The organism is Pseudomonas marincola (assembly GCF_900116605.1).
Lineage (GTDB): Bacteria > Pseudomonadota > Gammaproteobacteria > Pseudomonadales > Pseudomonadaceae > Aquipseudomonas > Aquipseudomonas marincola.
Window position 1 is genome coordinate 67,996 of sequence record NZ_FPBC01000016.1, and the last position, 15,623, is coordinate 83,618.

A 15,623-nucleotide genomic window follows, 5' to 3' on the forward strand; every position below is an offset into this window, starting at 1 on the left:
CCAAGGACTATTCAATGTCGGCACGTAACATTCTGGTAATCAATTGCGGCAGCTCATCGATCAAGTTTGCTCTGGTCAATGAGGCACAGCAGTCCTTTGCCATCAGTGGCATCGCCGAGCGACTCGGCAGCCCGGATGCCGTGCTGCATTGGCAGTCAGGCGACAAAAAGCACAGCGCGATGATGGCTTTCGGCGATCATCAGGCTGCACTCGCCGAGCTGATGCCAAAAGTGCAGGCCGCCGCCAATGGCAAGCTCCACGGCATTGGCCACCGCGTGGTACACGGCGGAGAAAAATTCACCACGGCGAGCCGGCTTAATCAGGCAACCCTCAACGCCGTCAAAGCCACCTCCCCGCTCGCGCCGCTGCACAACCCGGCGAACTTGCTGGGCATTGACGTGGCAATGAAGCTCTTCCCCAATTTGCCGCAAGTGGCCGTGTTCGATACAGCGTTCCATCAAACGCTGCCCCAGCATGCTTATCGTTATGCACTGCCCGAGTCGCTGTATCGCGAGCACGGCGTGCGCCGTTACGGTTTTCATGGCACCAGCCACCGCTTTGTCAGCCGCCACGCCGCCGAGCTATGCGAGCTTTCAGTGGGTGATAGCAGTTGGTTGGTCGCACACCTTGGTAACGGTTGCTCTACCTGCGCCATCGTCAATGGCCAAAGCCGCGACACCAGCATGGGTTTGACGCCCTTGGAGGGCTTGGTGATGGGTACACGCAGCGGCGATGTCGACCCCAATCTGCACAGCCACTTGGCGCGCACACTGGGCTGGGATCTGGAACAAATCGATCATATGCTCAACCGCGAAAGCGGCTTGCTTGGGTTGTCTGGCTTGTCGAACGACATGCGCACGCTTGAGCAGGCTCGCGAGCAAGGCCATGCCGGTGCCACGCTGGCTATCGAGGTGTTTTGTTACCGGTTGGCCAAGTCTCTGGCTGCTTTGAGTTGCGCACTGCCGCAATTCGACGGGTTGATTTTCACCGGCGGCATTGGTGAAAACTCACCGCTGATTCGCACGATGACAGTCGCCCACCTGAAACTATTTGGCCTGGTCCTGGATAAGGAAGCCAACGCCCGAATGATCCGCGGTGTCAGCGGGCCGATTAACGCTAAAGATCATCCACGCGTGCTGGTTGTGGCGACCAACGAAGAACGCCAGATCGCCCTCGACACGCTGGCTCTGCTTAACTGACGTAAGCAGTCTTGCAGTCATTCACTGACCACGCGCTACCGCGCACTCGACAGGAAACCGCATGCACACCTTTTTTGTAGCCCCAACCGGATTTGGTGTCGGCCTGACCTCGATCAGCCTCGGACTGGTCGGTGCGCTGGAGCGCGCTGGCCTCAAGGTCGGCTTCTTCAAGCCAATCGCGCAACCGCATCAGGGCGACGCCGGCCCCGAACGCTCGAGTGAGTTGATTGCCCGCACCCACGGCCTCAACTCGCCAAAACCGCTGGGCCTTGCTCATGTCGAAAGAATTCTCGGTGACGGTCAACTGGATGAGCTGCTGGAAGAGATCATCAGCCTCTATCAGCAAGCGGCCGAAGGCAAGGATGTGGTCATTGTCGAAGGCATGGTCCCCACTCGTCAGGCCAGTTACGCCGCACGTATCAATTTTCATCTGGCCAAAAGCCTCGATGCCGATGTGATTCTGGTCTCCGCACCGGATCAGGAAAGCCTGCATGAACTGTGCGACCGGGTGGAGATTCAGGCGCAGTTATTTGGTGGCCCGAAAGACCCGAAAGTGCTCGGGGTAATCCTCAACAAGGTGCGCCACGATGCGGGTATGGATGCCTTTGTCGAACGCTTGCAGGAAATCTCCCCGCTGTTTCGCCGCGATGATTTTCGCCTGCTCGGCTGCATCCCTTGGGAACCGGAATTGAACGCACCGCGCACGCGCGACATTGCCGACTTGCTCGGCGCCAGAATTCTCAATGCTGGTGATTACGAGCAACGGCGCATGCTCAAGATAGTTCTGTGCGCACGCGCGGTGGCCAACACCGTGCAGCTGCTAACGCCCGGCACGTTGGTAGTAACGCCAGGCGACCGCGACGACATTATTCTCGCCGCCAGCCTGGCCGCCATGAATGGTGTTCCGCTGGCAGGTTTGCTGCTGTGCAGCGACTTCAGCCCGGACCCGCGAATCATCGAGTTGTGCCACACCGCGTTGCAAAGCGGCCTGCCGGTAATGGCCGTGAGCACCGGCTCATACGATACCGCGACCAACCTCAATCGACTCAACCGCGAAATCCCGGTAGACGATAAAGAACGCGCCGAAAAAGTCGCCGACTTCGTGGCCAACCATATTAATCACGACTGGTTGAGTACCCGCTGCGGCACGCCCCGTGAGTTGCGTTTGTCGCCGCCGGCGTTTCGCTATCAGCTGGTACAGCGCGCCAAAGCTGCGAATAAACGCATTGTGCTGCCGGAAGGCAACGAGCCACGCACGATTCAGGCAGCGGCTATTTGTCAGGCACGCGGCATTGCCCGCTGCGTGTTGCTGGCTAAGCCCGAAGAGGTCTACAGCGTTGCCAAGGCGCAAGGCATCGAGCTGCCGGACGATCTGGAAATTCTCGACCCGGACCTGATTCGCGAGCGTTATGTCGAGCCCATGGTTGAACTGCGCAAAGGCAAGGGGCTGAACGCACCCATGGCCAGCGCTCAACTGGAAGACACGGTCGTGCTGGGCACCATGATGCTGGCTCTGGATGAGGTAGACGGCCTGGTGTCTGGCGCCGTTCACACCACTGCAAACACCATTCGCCCGGCGCTGCAATTGATCAAGACGGCGCCTGGCTACAAGCTGGTTTCCTCGGTGTTCTTCATGCTGCTGCCCGATCAGGTCGTGGTGTATGGCGACTGCGCAGTCAACCCGGACCCGAGCGCGCCGGATCTGGCCGAGATTGCCCTGCAGAGCGCGAACTCGGCTCTGGCCTTCGGGATTCCGCCACGGGTGGCAATGCTTAGTTACTCGACCGGCGACTCGGGCACGGGTGAGGAAGTCGAAAAGGTGCGCGAAGCCACTCGGCTGGCCAAACTGGCGGACCCTGCATTACTTGTCGATGGCCCGCTGCAATACGACGCAGCAGCCATCGAAAGTGTTGGCCGGCAGAAAGCGCCGAACAGTCCTGTCGCAGGCCGGGCGACGGTGTTTATCTTCCCCGACTTGAACACCGGTAATACCACCTACAAAGCTGTGCAACGCAGCGCTGACTGCATCAGTGTCGGGCCGATGCTGCAGGGTTTGCGCAAGCCTGTGAATGACTTGTCGCGCGGGGCATTGGTCGATGACATCGTCTACACCATCGCCCTCACCGCCATCCAGGCCGCCAACCTGCCCCAGTAGCCGTCTGGCCTGAGTCTTTCAGGCCAAACAGCGGCAAACATGGCGGTATTGTCAGCCAATTAAGCAAAAATTCAGCGAAGTTCGATATTTTAAGTCTGCAGGCTTCAAGGTAATCTGCGCACCCCAAGAGCCGCACCTGATTGCGGCAATAAATAAACCGGGAACGCCCTTTCCATGGAGGCACCTACCCGCATGCTGCACTTTCTCCCTGCCCCTTTGCGCGGCGTACTCAGCGCCAGCCTGTTGGCTATTAACACCCTGTTCTGGTGTATTCCGCTGTTCACTGTAACCCTGCTGAAAATTTGCCTGCCTTTCAAAGGCGCACGGCGCGCTTGCAACTGGGCGATGAATTTCATTCAGGAAGGCTGGATTAGCTGCAATAAAGCCTGGATGAAACTGCTGTGTAATATTCGCTGGAACGTGGATGGCTTGCAGGCACTCGACTATCAGCACACGTATCTGGTCACCAGTAACCACCAGAGCTGGGTCGACATTCTGGTGTTGCAATACCTGCTTAATCGCCACGTCCGCCCGCTCAAGTTCTTCCTCAAACAGGAGCTGATCTGGGTGCCGGTGATTGGCTTGTGCTGGTGGGCGCTGGAGTTTCCGTTCATGAAGCGCTACTCCAAAGCCTATCTGGCCAAGCACCCGGAAAAACAGGGCAAGGACCTGGAGACAACCCGCAAAACCTGCGACAAGTTTCGCGGCAGCCCTGTGGCCATTTTCAACTTTCTCGAAGGCACACGCTTCAATCCGAGCAAGCATGCGCAGCAGCAATCTCCGTTCAACAATTTGCTCAAACCCAAGGCTGGCGGCGTCGCGTTTGTATTGGATGCGATGGGCGAGCAGATGCACAAGATCGTCAACTCGACCATATACTATCCGCAGGGCAACCCCGGTTTCTGGGACTTGCTGACCGGCAAGGTGAATGATGTGGTTGTGCGCTTTGAGGCGTTGCCGATTCCGCAGGAATTTCTCGGCAAGAGCTACGATCAGGACGAAAGCTATCGCCTGGCGTTTCAACAGTGGGTGAATGCCTTGTGGGAGAAAAAAGACGCCGAGTTGAGCGCACTCAAACAAGGTCATTACACCGGCCAATAACCCCGCTCCACTACTCAACAGCCAGCACCATAACCGGTGAGCTGGCCGTTGCGTGGTTAGCTCAACGTGGAGCGCAGCGCCTCGCTAAAACCAAGTGCCGGCTGCTTGTCACACGGTGAAAGCAAAATATCGCGCGCCTGCATGGCACTGCAGAAATACTTGAATTGCCGGCGACCGCTACGCTTGGCTTCATACATCGCAATGTCAGCGGCGCGCAGCAACTCCTCCACTGTTTGCCCGCACTCAGGCATCGAGGCAACACCGATGCTTACGCCCAGACTGAACTCGACGCCGTCTATGCTCTGCGGAGTTGAAACCACATCTATCAGTTTTTGCGCCACGCGCCCGGCATCTTCGGGCGTATTAAGGCTATCGAGCAATACGGTGAATTCATCCCCGCCCAGGCGCGCCAGCGTATCGTAAGGGCGCAGGCAGCCCTGCAACATCTCACTCACGCGGCGCAGTAAAAGATCACCGGCGTCGTGGCCCAAGGTATCGTTGATTTTCTTGAAACCATCCAGGTCGAGAAACAGCAACGACATCGACTTTTGAGTGCGCTCGATGCGCGCCAGCGCCAACTCCATCGACTGGTAAAAACCGCGGCGATTAAGCAGCCCTGTCAACGCATCTGTAATTGTCAGCGACTCCAGTTGGCTGCGCAGATGGCGCTCCACTGTCATATCAAGCGCCATCAACACCAACGCGCCGCGCGGCCCCGGTAACGGTGCGCAGGACAATATTACCGGCACGCTTTCACCCATGCGTGAGCGCAGCATGAAGTCGGTCAGGCGAAAATTCTTATTGGTTTGCCATTGGCTGTAAATAACCGATTGCAACCAGCCAGTCGGCTGTTCGGGTTGTTTGATGTAGCCCATGAAGTGAGCGCCTTGCAAAGCCTCAACCGAGGTCTTGAGCATGGCGGCAATGGTTGGGTTGGCGAAGCGGATCACGCCGTCAGCCTCGATTACCATGATGCCTTCAGCGGCACTGGTCAAAATAGAGGCATTGAAGGCGCGCTCGCTCTCCAGTTGCTGGCTCAACGCCAACAGTTCACGGCGGTGCCTCGCATGCTCAAGCAACGACTCGACCTTATGGCGCAGCACCACGGGATCGAAGGGCTTTTTGATGAAATCGATTGCGCCCTGAGAGTAACCTTTGGCCAGAAAGGAATGGCTTTGCTCCAGACCGGAAAGAAAAATGATTGGGGTGTATCGACTGCGCGGATCTTCGCGCATAAGCCGGGCGACTTCGAAACCGTCCATCCCCGGCATTTGCACATCCAGCAACACCAGACTGACATCCTGCGTTTGCAGGATTCGTAAAGCCCCAGCGCCGGAATTGGCGCAGACAATCCGCCAGGGACCGTCGTCCAGCAACTCGCTCACGCCATCAAGGTTATCCTGCTGGTCATCCACAACCAGAATCAATTGACTACCAGACCCAGCTTCCAAACGCGTGATATGCATGCCTCCCCCAAACCGATTTGTCGCGCTCACTGCAAAAAATGATCGGCTATTTTCGTCTATCGGCATCAGCGCGCAGACCTTGAACGCCAGTCCCAACTTCAACTGGCTCTGTCAGAAAATAGCACAATGCCACTATCAAAGAATCAAGGCCAAAAAAAAGCTCCCAACGGGAGCTTTTCTTCTGCGCCAATACGCTTATTGCATTTGTTGCATTTGTTGCAGGGTAATTTCCACGCGACGATTTTGCGCACGACCTTGTTCAGTCGCGTTGCTCGCGATCGGCTGATTAGGGCCGGCACCGTAGGCAGAAATGCGGTTACCCGCCACGCCATTGGAAGACAGGTACGAGGCAACACTCTGCGCACGCGCATTGGAGAGGTTCTGGTTCAACGCCAGCGAGCCGGTGCTGTCGGTGTGGCCGACAATGTTGATGCCGCTCTTATCGAACTCTTTGAAAACCGTAACCAGTGAGTTCAGCGTTGGATAGAAGCTGCTGGAGATGTCTGAAGAGTTGGTCGCAAAGGTAATGTTACCCGGCATGATCAACGTCAGCTGGTCGCCATTACGCTGCACCTGAACACTAGTGCCTACCAGGCGCTGACGCAGTTGAGCTTCTTGCTTGTCCACGTAGTAGCCATAACCACCACCCGCAGCGCCACCGACAGCCGCGCCGATCAATGCGCCTTTGCCGCGGTCTTTCTTGCTTGAGGTCGCCGCGCCAATAACAGCCCCTGTCACAGCGCCAATGCCGCCGTAGATACCGGATTTCCCGGCTTCGCTTTCGCCTGTGTAAGGGTTGTTGGTGCACGCCGCCAGCATAGTAACTCCGGCTGTTAAGATCGCCAGATTTCGCCACTTGTTCATCGGTAGTTCCTTTGTTTACGTGTTATTTCAGGTCTAAGACCTGAACATGTCGATTCCAAAACGCCATTAAAGTTCTGACGCCGAGCCTATCAGAAAGCCTTCAAACAAACTGTGAAGCGCTAACCTCATGCACGCACAAAGGGGTTTTCACGCATCTCATCGCCCAGGCGGGTATCCGGCCCGTGACCGGTTACAACGGTTGCCTCTTCATCCAGGGTATAAAGCCGCTGCTTGATCGAGCGCTCAATAGTCGCCGAATCTCCGCCCCACAAATCGGTCCGGCCAATGCCGCGACGAAACAGGGTATCTCCGGCAATCAACAGCTTGGCCTCGGGAAACCAGAAGCTCATCGAGCCTGGCGTATGGCCTGGCGTGTGCAGCGCCACACCACAGCCGCAGTCGAGCGCCTGATCATCCGTCAGCCATTGATCCGGCGCTGGAACTGGCCGGTAAGGCACACCGAACATCGAACACTGCATCTCCAGATTGTCCCAGAGAAACTGATCTTCCTTGTGCAGGTGCAGCGTTGCGCCGGTCAGCTCTTTCATCTGCCCGGATGCTAAAAAATGATCGAGATGGGCGTGAGTGTGAATAATGCTCACCACCTTCAAACCGTGCGCATCAAGCCGCGCCATGATCGCGTCAGGGTTGCCGCCCGGATCAACCACGATGGCCTTCTTGCTCACGGGGTCACCGATAATCGTGCAGTTGCACTGCAAAGGCCCGACGGGGAAGGTTTCGCGGATAAGCGCAGGTTTCGCGGTTTGCATGAGGGGTTCCTGTATAAGTGACGGCCTATTTTACACAGTGTCACCAACAGCGCATGGGCTGGCAACCACACTCAACCAACACTCTGCGCCAGCTTTTACGCCTTGAGCTTAGACACAAGCGCGTGGACTCAAGCAATAAACTCCCTGTGCAGCGGTACGGAATTCGCGTGCTGGGCTGCGCTGAAAAGGAGCCGCAGTCGACACACGCAAACCGTTACGGATTCGCTGCTTAGTTACTCTCAAAAGGCTATTCAGGGGGCTTTCAAGGCAAAGCACGATCACCTGTTGCCGACTGTCCGGGCGCAAGGCCTGTCAGTAAAATGTGATCGTACTAAACAGCGGTATACGAATTATTCGCTGAGAAATCGCTGCGCATCGGCAGCGCTTTGTTGCGGAATTTCTTCCATGGCCACATGCCCGACTCCGGCATAGATAATCACCTGAATATCCGGCAAGTCTTTCTGCCAGCGCGACACATGATTGGCTGACACCCAGCGATCCTGTGCACCCCAAATCAGCAGGACTGGCGCCTTGATCGTGCGGATACGTTCAGAGACGTCGAGAAACTCCACGCGATTGGCGTGAATGAACAACCTGAATACATCAATCATTGCACGCCGATTGCCGGGGCGCCGAGAGAGGTTGTAGACGCGCTCGAGGGTGCCTGGCTTGATCTTTTCCGGCTCGCCGTAAAGCTCGCGAACCCCCTGCACAATCAGTGCTTTTGGCATCCATACCGGCATCAGCAAGGGAGAACCGGGAATGTTGGCAGCAGCCATGAGGCGCGGGACTTTGTCGATGTGATACCCGACCGGATCGATCAGGATCAACTTGTGGACTCGCTCGGGGTGCTGCACAGCAAAGGTCCAGGCGATGTACCCGCCCAATGAACTGCCGGCAATCGAGGCGCGCTCGACATTCAGGTAATCGAGCAGCAGCCCAAGCATGTGATGCACCCGCTCAGCCGAATACTCACCATCCTTGGCCGGGCCGGTAAGGCCAAAGCCCGGCAGGTCAAAGCGAATAACCCGATAGTCGCTGGCCAACTCAGTCAGCCAGTCATTCCATGCATGCAGTGATGAAGCAACACCGTGGATCAATACCAACGGCGGCTTTTGCGGATCGCCCTGATCACGAAAATGCACATTGAAGCCATCCAGTTCAACGTATTGCGAGCCGTCTTCTGCGCTGCCGTAACACCGTATGAGTTCATCCAGCGACAAGGCGCCAAAGCCCAAACGGGTTATGCCAGTCGCCAAAGGTGACACCGGCGAGAGACTGGAAGCGGACATGCAAGCACCTCTGAATGATCGTCAGCGTAATCAATCGCTGCACATCGACTAATCAGAGCATTGCGCCATGCCAAGTTGAACCTAACCTAGGTTCAGACCAGCGACTGCACGGCAATAGAAATGCCAACCGGTAATCATTACGGTATACGGCACGACTTTCAGATGGCTGAGTTGAAGGGATTACTGGGCTGTCTGCATGTGTTCAACTAGTCGAGCAAGCCGAGACTTTTCGCGCACGCCACCGCCTGTGTGCGCCGCTCAACCCCCAGCTTGCTGTTGATATGCCGGGCATGCGTTTTGACTGTGTGCACTGAAATAAACAGACGCTCACTAATTTCCTGATTTGAGCAACCCTGAGCAATCAATTGCAGCACCGCTTGCTCGCGCGAGCTTAATGTCTCGACAGAACCCTGCTCTTGATTCACCCGCTCCTCGCCTTGGGGAATTCGCGCCAACAGCGCATCGCGCACCGGGCACTCTGCAAGCTGCAGCAATTGCTTACGCAGCCAGTTCGGCTGATGCACGAGTAACTCGCTGAAAGCCAGCAAGCCACCACCCGAGGACTGCTCCACACATTCACGTAGCTGCGCCTGCGCCTCAAGCTCCTGACCAGACATACGCAGCAGCAGCGTCAACTGGCCCTGGGCAAACAGACTGAGCAAATGCCCCCCCATCTCTGGAGCGGTGACGATCAGTTGGCGCAAGCGTTTCTGCGCAGCATCGACCTTGCCTTGAATACGCTCAAGAGACGCCAGATGAAACTCGACATGCATCGGTAATTGCGGATGGTATTCAGGCGGTGTGGCACCGCCTTCGCGGCTGTAGGTTTGCGCCATACGCAGCAACCAGGACTCAGCAAGCTCAGTCTGACCCTGCTTTAACCACAACTCACACTTGATCAGCGTGATCATGGCCAGATAATAAATTGGCGGAATATCCCAGATGTGCATCAAGCGCTCGGCTTCAGCCAGCAGTGCAAAGGCCTCGGTTACTTTGTTCTGACGTCCGTACAAATTGGCCAGCGCGCAATAACCAATCAAAACACCCATGTCCCGGCAGGCACTGGCCTCGGCAATGCCTTCGCGTATACAGCTCACGCCTTTCTCACATTCAAGCCTGAGCAGCAGCAAGAAACCTTCGAATATTTTCAAACGGCCACGCACGGCATAACGGCGCTTGGCAGGCATGCGCGTGAGCAATTGCAAGCCATCGTGCGCCTCATCAAGGGCTCGCAATATTTCGCCGCGCGCTTGCAACATGCGCACCCGGTCGTATCGGATAAGCGCTTCAAACAGGGGCTTATCGACGCGTTGAGCGAGTTCAAGCGCCTCGCGATTGAGTGCCCGCGCCTGCCACAAGTCACCGGTAATAATCAGCAGATTGGCCTGCACCGACTGACACAGCAGACGCTGGCCGTAGCGTTCAGCTTCGAGCGTTTGCAAGGCCTCACCGAGATAGGCCATCGCCACGGGTACTTCGCCGCGACCACGGGCGATGATGCCGTTCAAAGCCAACCATTGTGCCAGCAGACTTTTTTGCTGCTGGGCATTTTCAGCCGGCAAGAACCGGCTCAGTTTATCTGCCAACTCTTGCGCAGCTTCCAGCTGGCAGCCCAACGCCAGCGCCCAGCCATACAACACAATCAATCGCGGCGAGCTGACCAGCAGCGACTCGGGCAAATCCATTTTCCAGCGCAGTAACATGGCAACATTCTGCTCGCCGAGCATTTGTTCCTCAGACAAGCTTTGCACCAGACTCGCGGCAACATCCGGGTTGCCGGCACGTAATGCCTGCTCGATGGCGTCATCCAGCAAGCCTTGGCCGCTAAACCAGCGGCAGGCACGCAAGTGCAGGCTCGACGGGGAAACACCGGGGCTGGTCATCGAACGTGCACGCAGCAAATCCGAGAACAAGTGGTGGTATCGATACCACTGGCCCTGATCATCCAGCGGCACCAGGAACACCTGATGGGCTTTCAGGTAATCAATAATCCGGGCGCTGTCGTGAGCATCGCGCAAGGCATCGCAAAGCGCTGCACTGAAGCGCTCCTGGCTGGCGGTGTCGTACAGGAAAGCCTGAATCTCAGCGGGCTGGCTCTCGATAACCTCTTCAAGCAAGTAATCTCGAATCAGGCCCTGGCCGCCATCGGGCGCGTGCTCATAGGCCTCGTTGCCTGCGTGCTCGCTCGCGGCCAGCAGCCACAGGCGTAAACCAGCCACCCAGCCTTCGCTGCGCTGCACAATCGAATTCATGGTTTCAGGTGGCAGGCATGCGCCATGACTGCCTAACAGCTGACTGATTTCAGCCGGACTCAGGCGCAAGTCCTGCTCATCGAGCTCAAGCATCTGACGCGACAGGCGCAAACGTGCCAAGTGCCAATCCGGACGCTGGCGACTGGTAACCAAAACCACCACGCCACCCGGCATATGACTGAGGAAAAATTGTAAACAGTGATCCAGAACCGCGCCTTGGGCCAGATGGTAATCATCCAGCACGATAAGCAACGGTTGCTCGCTATCGAGCGCACCAGCCAGCTCATCCAACACGCTGTCGAGCCATTCATCGAAAGGAAACGGCTGATGGCGCTGGCGCATTTTCATGACGTTTAGCGCATCGCGACCGATCGACGGATACAACTGACGCAGCCCTTGCAGCAGGCGCTCAAGGAATCGCCCCGGATCAACATCACGGTGACTCAGACCCAGCCAGAGGCTCTGCCATCGCTCAGGCAACGACTCGCAAAACTCGATGGCCAGCGAACTCTTACCAAATCCGGCCGGCGCCGAGACCAACAACAAACGACCCGACAAGCCTTCCTGCAGACGCTCGCAAAGATGCGCGCGCGCAACATGCCCATCTGGCAGCGGCGGCCGATAAAATCGGGCAGCGTCCGTCTTCGAGGGCAGTTGGACAGGGAATAAGGTGTCGGAAAAGTCAGTCATTGGCCGTTTTATTAGGGGCTTTATTAACCAGCGTACACGATGCCAGCACCAGCCTACCTATTTGCCAGGATTAAATGAAGAGCCCGCCGCAGTGATAACCCGTAACCTAAACGCACAATTGCCGGTTATCGACGCAAATAACCACCAGAACGCGGTAAGCTTCGTTCGCCTGAGCCATTGAGTACGGTCCATTAACGGCGGCGCTGCAGATGTAACAAGGCGTAAAAGTCGCCATTTAGCAGACGAAAAAAAACCTGCCTCTTGCAGGCAGGTTTCTTCTTGATCAACAGCGCAAATCAGGCGCTATGCACCTGACCGCGCTGCCTGCAGATTAACGTACGCCAGACTGACGCAGTGCTGCCGGGGTGTAATCGCTTTCCGAGGCTTTGTAGTCGAACTCGTAAGCTTGACGCTCTTCGTTCTTCATACCCAGGGCCAGGTAACGACCAGAAACCAGGTCATACAGGGTTTCCAGGGTGTACCACGGTACCTGGTGATCATAGTAGTACTGCGAGTGAGCCTCAGCTACGCGCCACAGTTGGCCACGGCCATCGTAATGGTCGATGGTCGCTGCTTGCCAGGTGTCTTCATCGATGAAGAAGTCACGCTTGGCGTAGATGTGACGCTCGCCTGACTTCAGGGTCGCCGTTACGTGCCATACGCGGTGCAACTCATAACGCGTCAGGTCCTGATTGATGTGGCCTGCCTTGATGATGTCGTCGTACTTAAGCTTCGGCGAATCAAGTTCGTAGGCGTTGTAAGGAATGTACTTCTCTTCCTTGCCAACCAGCTTCCAGTCATAACGATCGGGAGCACCGTTGAACATATCGAAGTTATCCGAGGTACGCAGACCATCAGACGCAGTACCCGGACCGTCATAAGAAACCTGCGGGGCGCGACGAACGCGACGCTGACCGGCGTTATACAGCCACGCCAGACGCGGCTCTTTTACCTGGTTCAGGGTTTCGTGTACCAGCAGTACGTTACCTGCCAGACGCGAAGGCGCAGTCACACGCTGTTTGAAGTAGAACAGCACGTTGCTCTGCTTGCTTGGATCGTAATCTGCCAGCGAGTCACGGAAGGTAAACTCGTCCTGGAAGTAAACCATGGAGTACGAGCCATTAGCTTGCGGCGTAGCCTGAGTCACCTGGCGCTTCAAGCTACCGCCACGGTAACGGGTGATATGGTTCCAGATAACTTCCAGGCCGTTCTTCGGAATCGGGAACGGGTTGGCGACCTCGAAGTTTTCCAGACCGTTACCGCCTTCAACCATCGTGGTGTTGGTGGCGTTGTTCTTGGTCGCAGCGAGAACACTGGCTGGCAGCGTAGCCGAACGATGCGTGGTGTAAACCGGCATCTTGAACGTGTCTGGGTAACGCTTGAACATCGCCAACTGGCCAGGAGTCAGCTTGGCTTTGTACTGATCCAGGTTCTGGGCAGTGATGGTGAACAACGGCTTTTCACCCGCATATGGGTTGGGCAGAAAACCCTTGTCATCGGCCTTGCCTGCAGTCGTCGGCAGACCACCTGTCCAGGCTGGAATAGTGCCGTCGGCGTTACCCGCCTTTTCGGCGCCCACTGGCGTCAAGGTAGTGCCCAGCTTGGCCGCTTCGTCAGGAGATACGGCAGCCATTACGCCGCTTGCGAGCAAGCTTAGCGTCAGTGCGATCGCACTGTTTTTAAGTAAATTAGTTTTTGTTTTCATGAATAATATTTCCCTCTATTCCTGACTACTTAGAAGTTCATACCGAAGCTGAGCGCAACGAAGTCGCGGTCAGACTGGGTGCTGTACTTGCCGTCAAAGAAACTGGCGTAGGACAGGTCGGCGGTGTAAGTGTTCTGGTACTCAGCGCCCAGCCCCAGGCTGACAGCCTTACGACCTTCTTCAAAGTTACCGCCTGGGCCTGGCGAGTAGCCATCGACGTCATGCGACCAGGCAACGCTTGGCTTGAGGTTTACACCCGCAAATACGTCGTTGTAATCCCAGATGGCTTTGATGCGGTAGCCCCACGAGTCGGTAGTGGTGAAACCGTCGTTTTCGCAGTAGCGCGAACCGTTGTTCGAGCCGGATGTGCCAATAGTGCTGGCGTTAAGCGTCTCGCAAGTGCCGCCTGGCAGAGGCCCAGGACCGAAAGACGGGTCGCGGCCGTAACGCAGTTCACTGGTGCTTTCCAGACCGCCAACGTGGGTCCAGCCTACTTCACCAACAACGGCCAGGCGGCTTGCGCCCATTACCTGACCAAAGAAGTGAGTGAAGGTAGTCTGCAGCTGGCTGACTTCTTTACGCTTGTAGCCCGGAGTTTCCTGGCCTGGTTGGGCCTGGATGAGTGAGAGACTCGGGCTCAGCGGAGTAATACCGCCGTAAAGAATATCGGTAGTGTTGAGCTGTACCGGTGCGTTTGGACGGTAGCTGAATTCACCGCTCCAAGCTGTGCCCGTAGGCAGAGTGGTGGCGAAGCTCAAGCCGTACAGACGGATATCTTCCGGGTATTCAATGAAATAGTTACTGGCGCCAGCAACTGTAGCGAACGCCAAGCCCTGCGAAGCACTTCTGAAGCCCGCCGAGCTCAGTACCTGCTGACGCACTGCAGCCAAACCTGCCGCACTGGTACATGCACCAGTAGCCGCACACGCCTGCTGGATAGAGGCTGAGGCCAAGCTGCCAACTGCACCCTGCGCGGCTGCGAAGGTTTGCGGTGAAGCAGCGCCGCCGCTGAAGATTGGGTTGCGGCTGTGGTAGTTCATGGCATACGCACCGAACTCGGTATCAAGCTCAGGCGCGAAGTAGCGGAATGACAAGCCCCACTGGCCGTCATCACGCGCATCACGGTCACCACCACGTGGAACGATTACACCTTCAGAGGTAGTGGTGTAGCCGCCACCGTTGGCTGCGGAGAAGCCTTGCACACCAGCCAACGCCGGGTTGAGTACTGCCAGGTTGCCGTCGCAGCCATCAGCCACTACGTCTGGCTGGGAGAAGAACGTACCGCAGTTATCAATAACGGTCTGATCCCACTCCAACTGATAGAAGGTTTCCATCGACAGGTTCTCAGTGAGGCTTTGAGCCACATAGAACATGTTGACCGGAATCAGACCTTCCTTGATTTCGGCGCCTGGACGACGGAACGCTGAAACGTCGACCGGGTTGATCGAGTTGATCGAGTTCTGGATGAAAGTACTTTCACCCCAGCTGACCACCTGCTTACCCAAACGCACAGTACCTGGCTGATCGCCAATGGCGTAGTTGTAGTAAGCGAAGGCGTCGAGGATTTGTGCGCCGGCAGATTTGGCAGCTTCTTTGGCGTTGCTGTCGTCGATGTCCTTGAACGGACGGTCACCGTCCTTCAGTTCAAAGTCATACCAGTACTTGCCGCGAACGAACACACCGCCATCGCCATATTTCAGTTCAAGGTCGTGAATACCCTTGAAGATTTTCGAGAAGGTTTCGCCGCTCTTGAAGTTCTGACGACCATCATCTGATGTCTGTGAAAGGCCCATACCGCCATTATTCACACCAATCAGGTTCTCGTCGGCACTCTCAGTCGACCAGCTAGCGCCCACAGAGAGCGAGGAGTCGAACTGACCTTCAATTTCACCAATGTTGAAGTTAATGGCGAAGGCCGGGCTTGCCATAGTAGATGCGAGGCTGACAGCCAATGGCAGTTTTGCCAGGCGCCAGAACATATTTGTTGTTGTCATCGACGCTACTCCATGTACATATTTTTGTTATGAGTGATGTGACTATATCCAGCAGGTACAACGGATTGATCCCCCTAAAGTGTGATTTATGACCCTTTAGAGACTCTGACTCAAGTGTTTCGACGGATAAAAAAG

Annotated in this window: 10 protein-coding genes; 3 read left to right on the plus strand and 7 right to left on the minus strand. The window is 56.4% G+C overall.

All coding sequences use genetic code 11. From position 1 onward, the window contains the following. Window positions 1-14: 14 nt before the first annotated feature. The 3 genes from BM395_RS20175 to BM395_RS20185 all read left to right on the plus strand — a co-directional run bounded on the left by BM395_RS20175 (window position 15) and on the right by BM395_RS20185 (window position 4,455). A complete protein-coding gene (locus tag BM395_RS20175; protein WP_090515173.1) occupies window positions 15-1,199 on the plus strand; it encodes an acetate kinase in 1,185 nt (394 codons plus the stop codon). 61 nt (window positions 1,200-1,260) lie between these two features. Next, complete coding sequence (pta, locus tag BM395_RS20180; RefSeq protein WP_090515175.1) at window positions 1,261-3,354, plus strand: phosphate acetyltransferase; 2,094 nt, start codon at window positions 1,261-1,263, stop codon at window positions 3,352-3,354. A gap of 192 nt (window positions 3,355-3,546) precedes the next feature. Continuing rightward, a complete protein-coding gene (locus BM395_RS20185) occupies window positions 3,547-4,455 on the plus strand; it encodes an acyltransferase (protein WP_079235646.1) in 909 nt (302 codons plus the stop codon). A gap of 56 nt (window positions 4,456-4,511) precedes the next feature. Here the strand turns inward: BM395_RS20185 and BM395_RS20190 are convergent, their stop codons facing one another. From BM395_RS20190 to BM395_RS20220, 7 genes are all read right to left on the minus strand, one after another. Next, window positions 4,512-5,921, minus strand: a complete 1,410-nt coding sequence (locus tag BM395_RS20190; protein WP_170860632.1) for a GGDEF domain-containing response regulator — start codon at window positions 5,919-5,921, stop codon at window positions 4,512-4,514. 195 nt (window positions 5,922-6,116) lie between these two features. Further along, window positions 6,117-6,785 carry a YiaD family glycine zipper/OmpA-like lipoprotein gene (locus BM395_RS20195; RefSeq protein WP_090515181.1) on the minus strand — a complete coding sequence of 223 codons (669 nt, stop codon included), beginning with the start codon at window positions 6,783-6,785 and terminating at the stop codon, window positions 6,117-6,119. A 125-nt stretch (window positions 6,786-6,910) separates the two neighbouring features. After that, complete coding sequence (locus BM395_RS20200) at window positions 6,911-7,555, minus strand: MBL fold metallo-hydrolase (protein WP_069902079.1); 645 nt, start codon at window positions 7,553-7,555, stop codon at window positions 6,911-6,913. A 350-nt stretch (window positions 7,556-7,905) separates the two neighbouring features. Then, a complete protein-coding gene (locus BM395_RS20205) occupies window positions 7,906-8,847 on the minus strand; it encodes an alpha/beta fold hydrolase (protein WP_090515183.1) in 942 nt (313 codons plus the stop codon). A 206-nt stretch (window positions 8,848-9,053) separates the two neighbouring features. After that, complete coding sequence (locus BM395_RS20210; protein ID WP_090515185.1) at window positions 9,054-11,789, minus strand: winged helix-turn-helix domain-containing protein; 2,736 nt, start codon at window positions 11,787-11,789, stop codon at window positions 9,054-9,056. A 331-nt stretch (window positions 11,790-12,120) separates the two neighbouring features. Further along, window positions 12,121-13,494 carry a DUF1329 domain-containing protein gene (locus BM395_RS20215; RefSeq protein ID WP_090515187.1) on the minus strand — a complete coding sequence of 458 codons (1,374 nt, stop codon included), beginning with the start codon at window positions 13,492-13,494 and terminating at the stop codon, window positions 12,121-12,123. Window positions 13,495-13,523: 29 nt separating this feature from the next. Further along, window positions 13,524-15,488 carry a DUF1302 domain-containing protein gene (locus tag BM395_RS20220; RefSeq protein ID WP_090515189.1) on the minus strand — a complete coding sequence of 655 codons (1,965 nt, stop codon included), beginning with the start codon at window positions 15,486-15,488 and terminating at the stop codon, window positions 13,524-13,526. Window positions 15,489-15,623: the final 135 nt, after the last annotated feature.

What these genes read in the sequence shown, in the direction of transcription:
- BM395_RS20175 (WP_090515173.1), top strand. Translation starts at nt 15, where the DNA reads ATGTCGGCACGTAACATTCTGGTAATCAATTGCGGCAGCTCATCGATC.
- pta (WP_090515175.1), top strand. Translation starts at nt 1,261, where the DNA reads ATGCACACCTTTTTTGTAGCCCCAACCGGATTTGGTGTCGGCCTGACC.
- BM395_RS20185 (WP_079235646.1), top strand. Translation starts at nt 3,547, where the DNA reads ATGCTGCACTTTCTCCCTGCCCCTTTGCGCGGCGTACTCAGCGCCAGC.
- BM395_RS20190 (WP_170860632.1), bottom strand. Translation starts at nt 5,921, where the DNA reads ATGCATATCACGCGTTTGGAAGCTGGGTCTGGTAGTCAATTGATTCTG.
- BM395_RS20195 (WP_090515181.1), bottom strand. Translation starts at nt 6,785, where the DNA reads ATGAACAAGTGGCGAAATCTGGCGATCTTAACAGCCGGAGTTACTATG.
- BM395_RS20200 (WP_069902079.1), bottom strand. Translation starts at nt 7,555, where the DNA reads ATGCAAACCGCGAAACCTGCGCTTATCCGCGAAACCTTCCCCGTCGGG.
- BM395_RS20205 (WP_090515183.1), bottom strand. Translation starts at nt 8,847, where the DNA reads ATGTCCGCTTCCAGTCTCTCGCCGGTGTCACCTTTGGCGACTGGCATA.
- BM395_RS20210 (WP_090515185.1), bottom strand. Translation starts at nt 11,789, where the DNA reads ATGACTGACTTTTCCGACACCTTATTCCCTGTCCAACTGCCCTCGAAG.
- BM395_RS20215 (WP_090515187.1), bottom strand. Translation starts at nt 13,494, where the DNA reads ATGAAAACAAAAACTAATTTACTTAAAAACAGTGCGATCGCACTGACG.
- BM395_RS20220 (WP_090515189.1), bottom strand. Translation starts at nt 15,488, where the DNA reads ATGACAACAACAAATATGTTCTGGCGCCTGGCAAAACTGCCATTGGCT.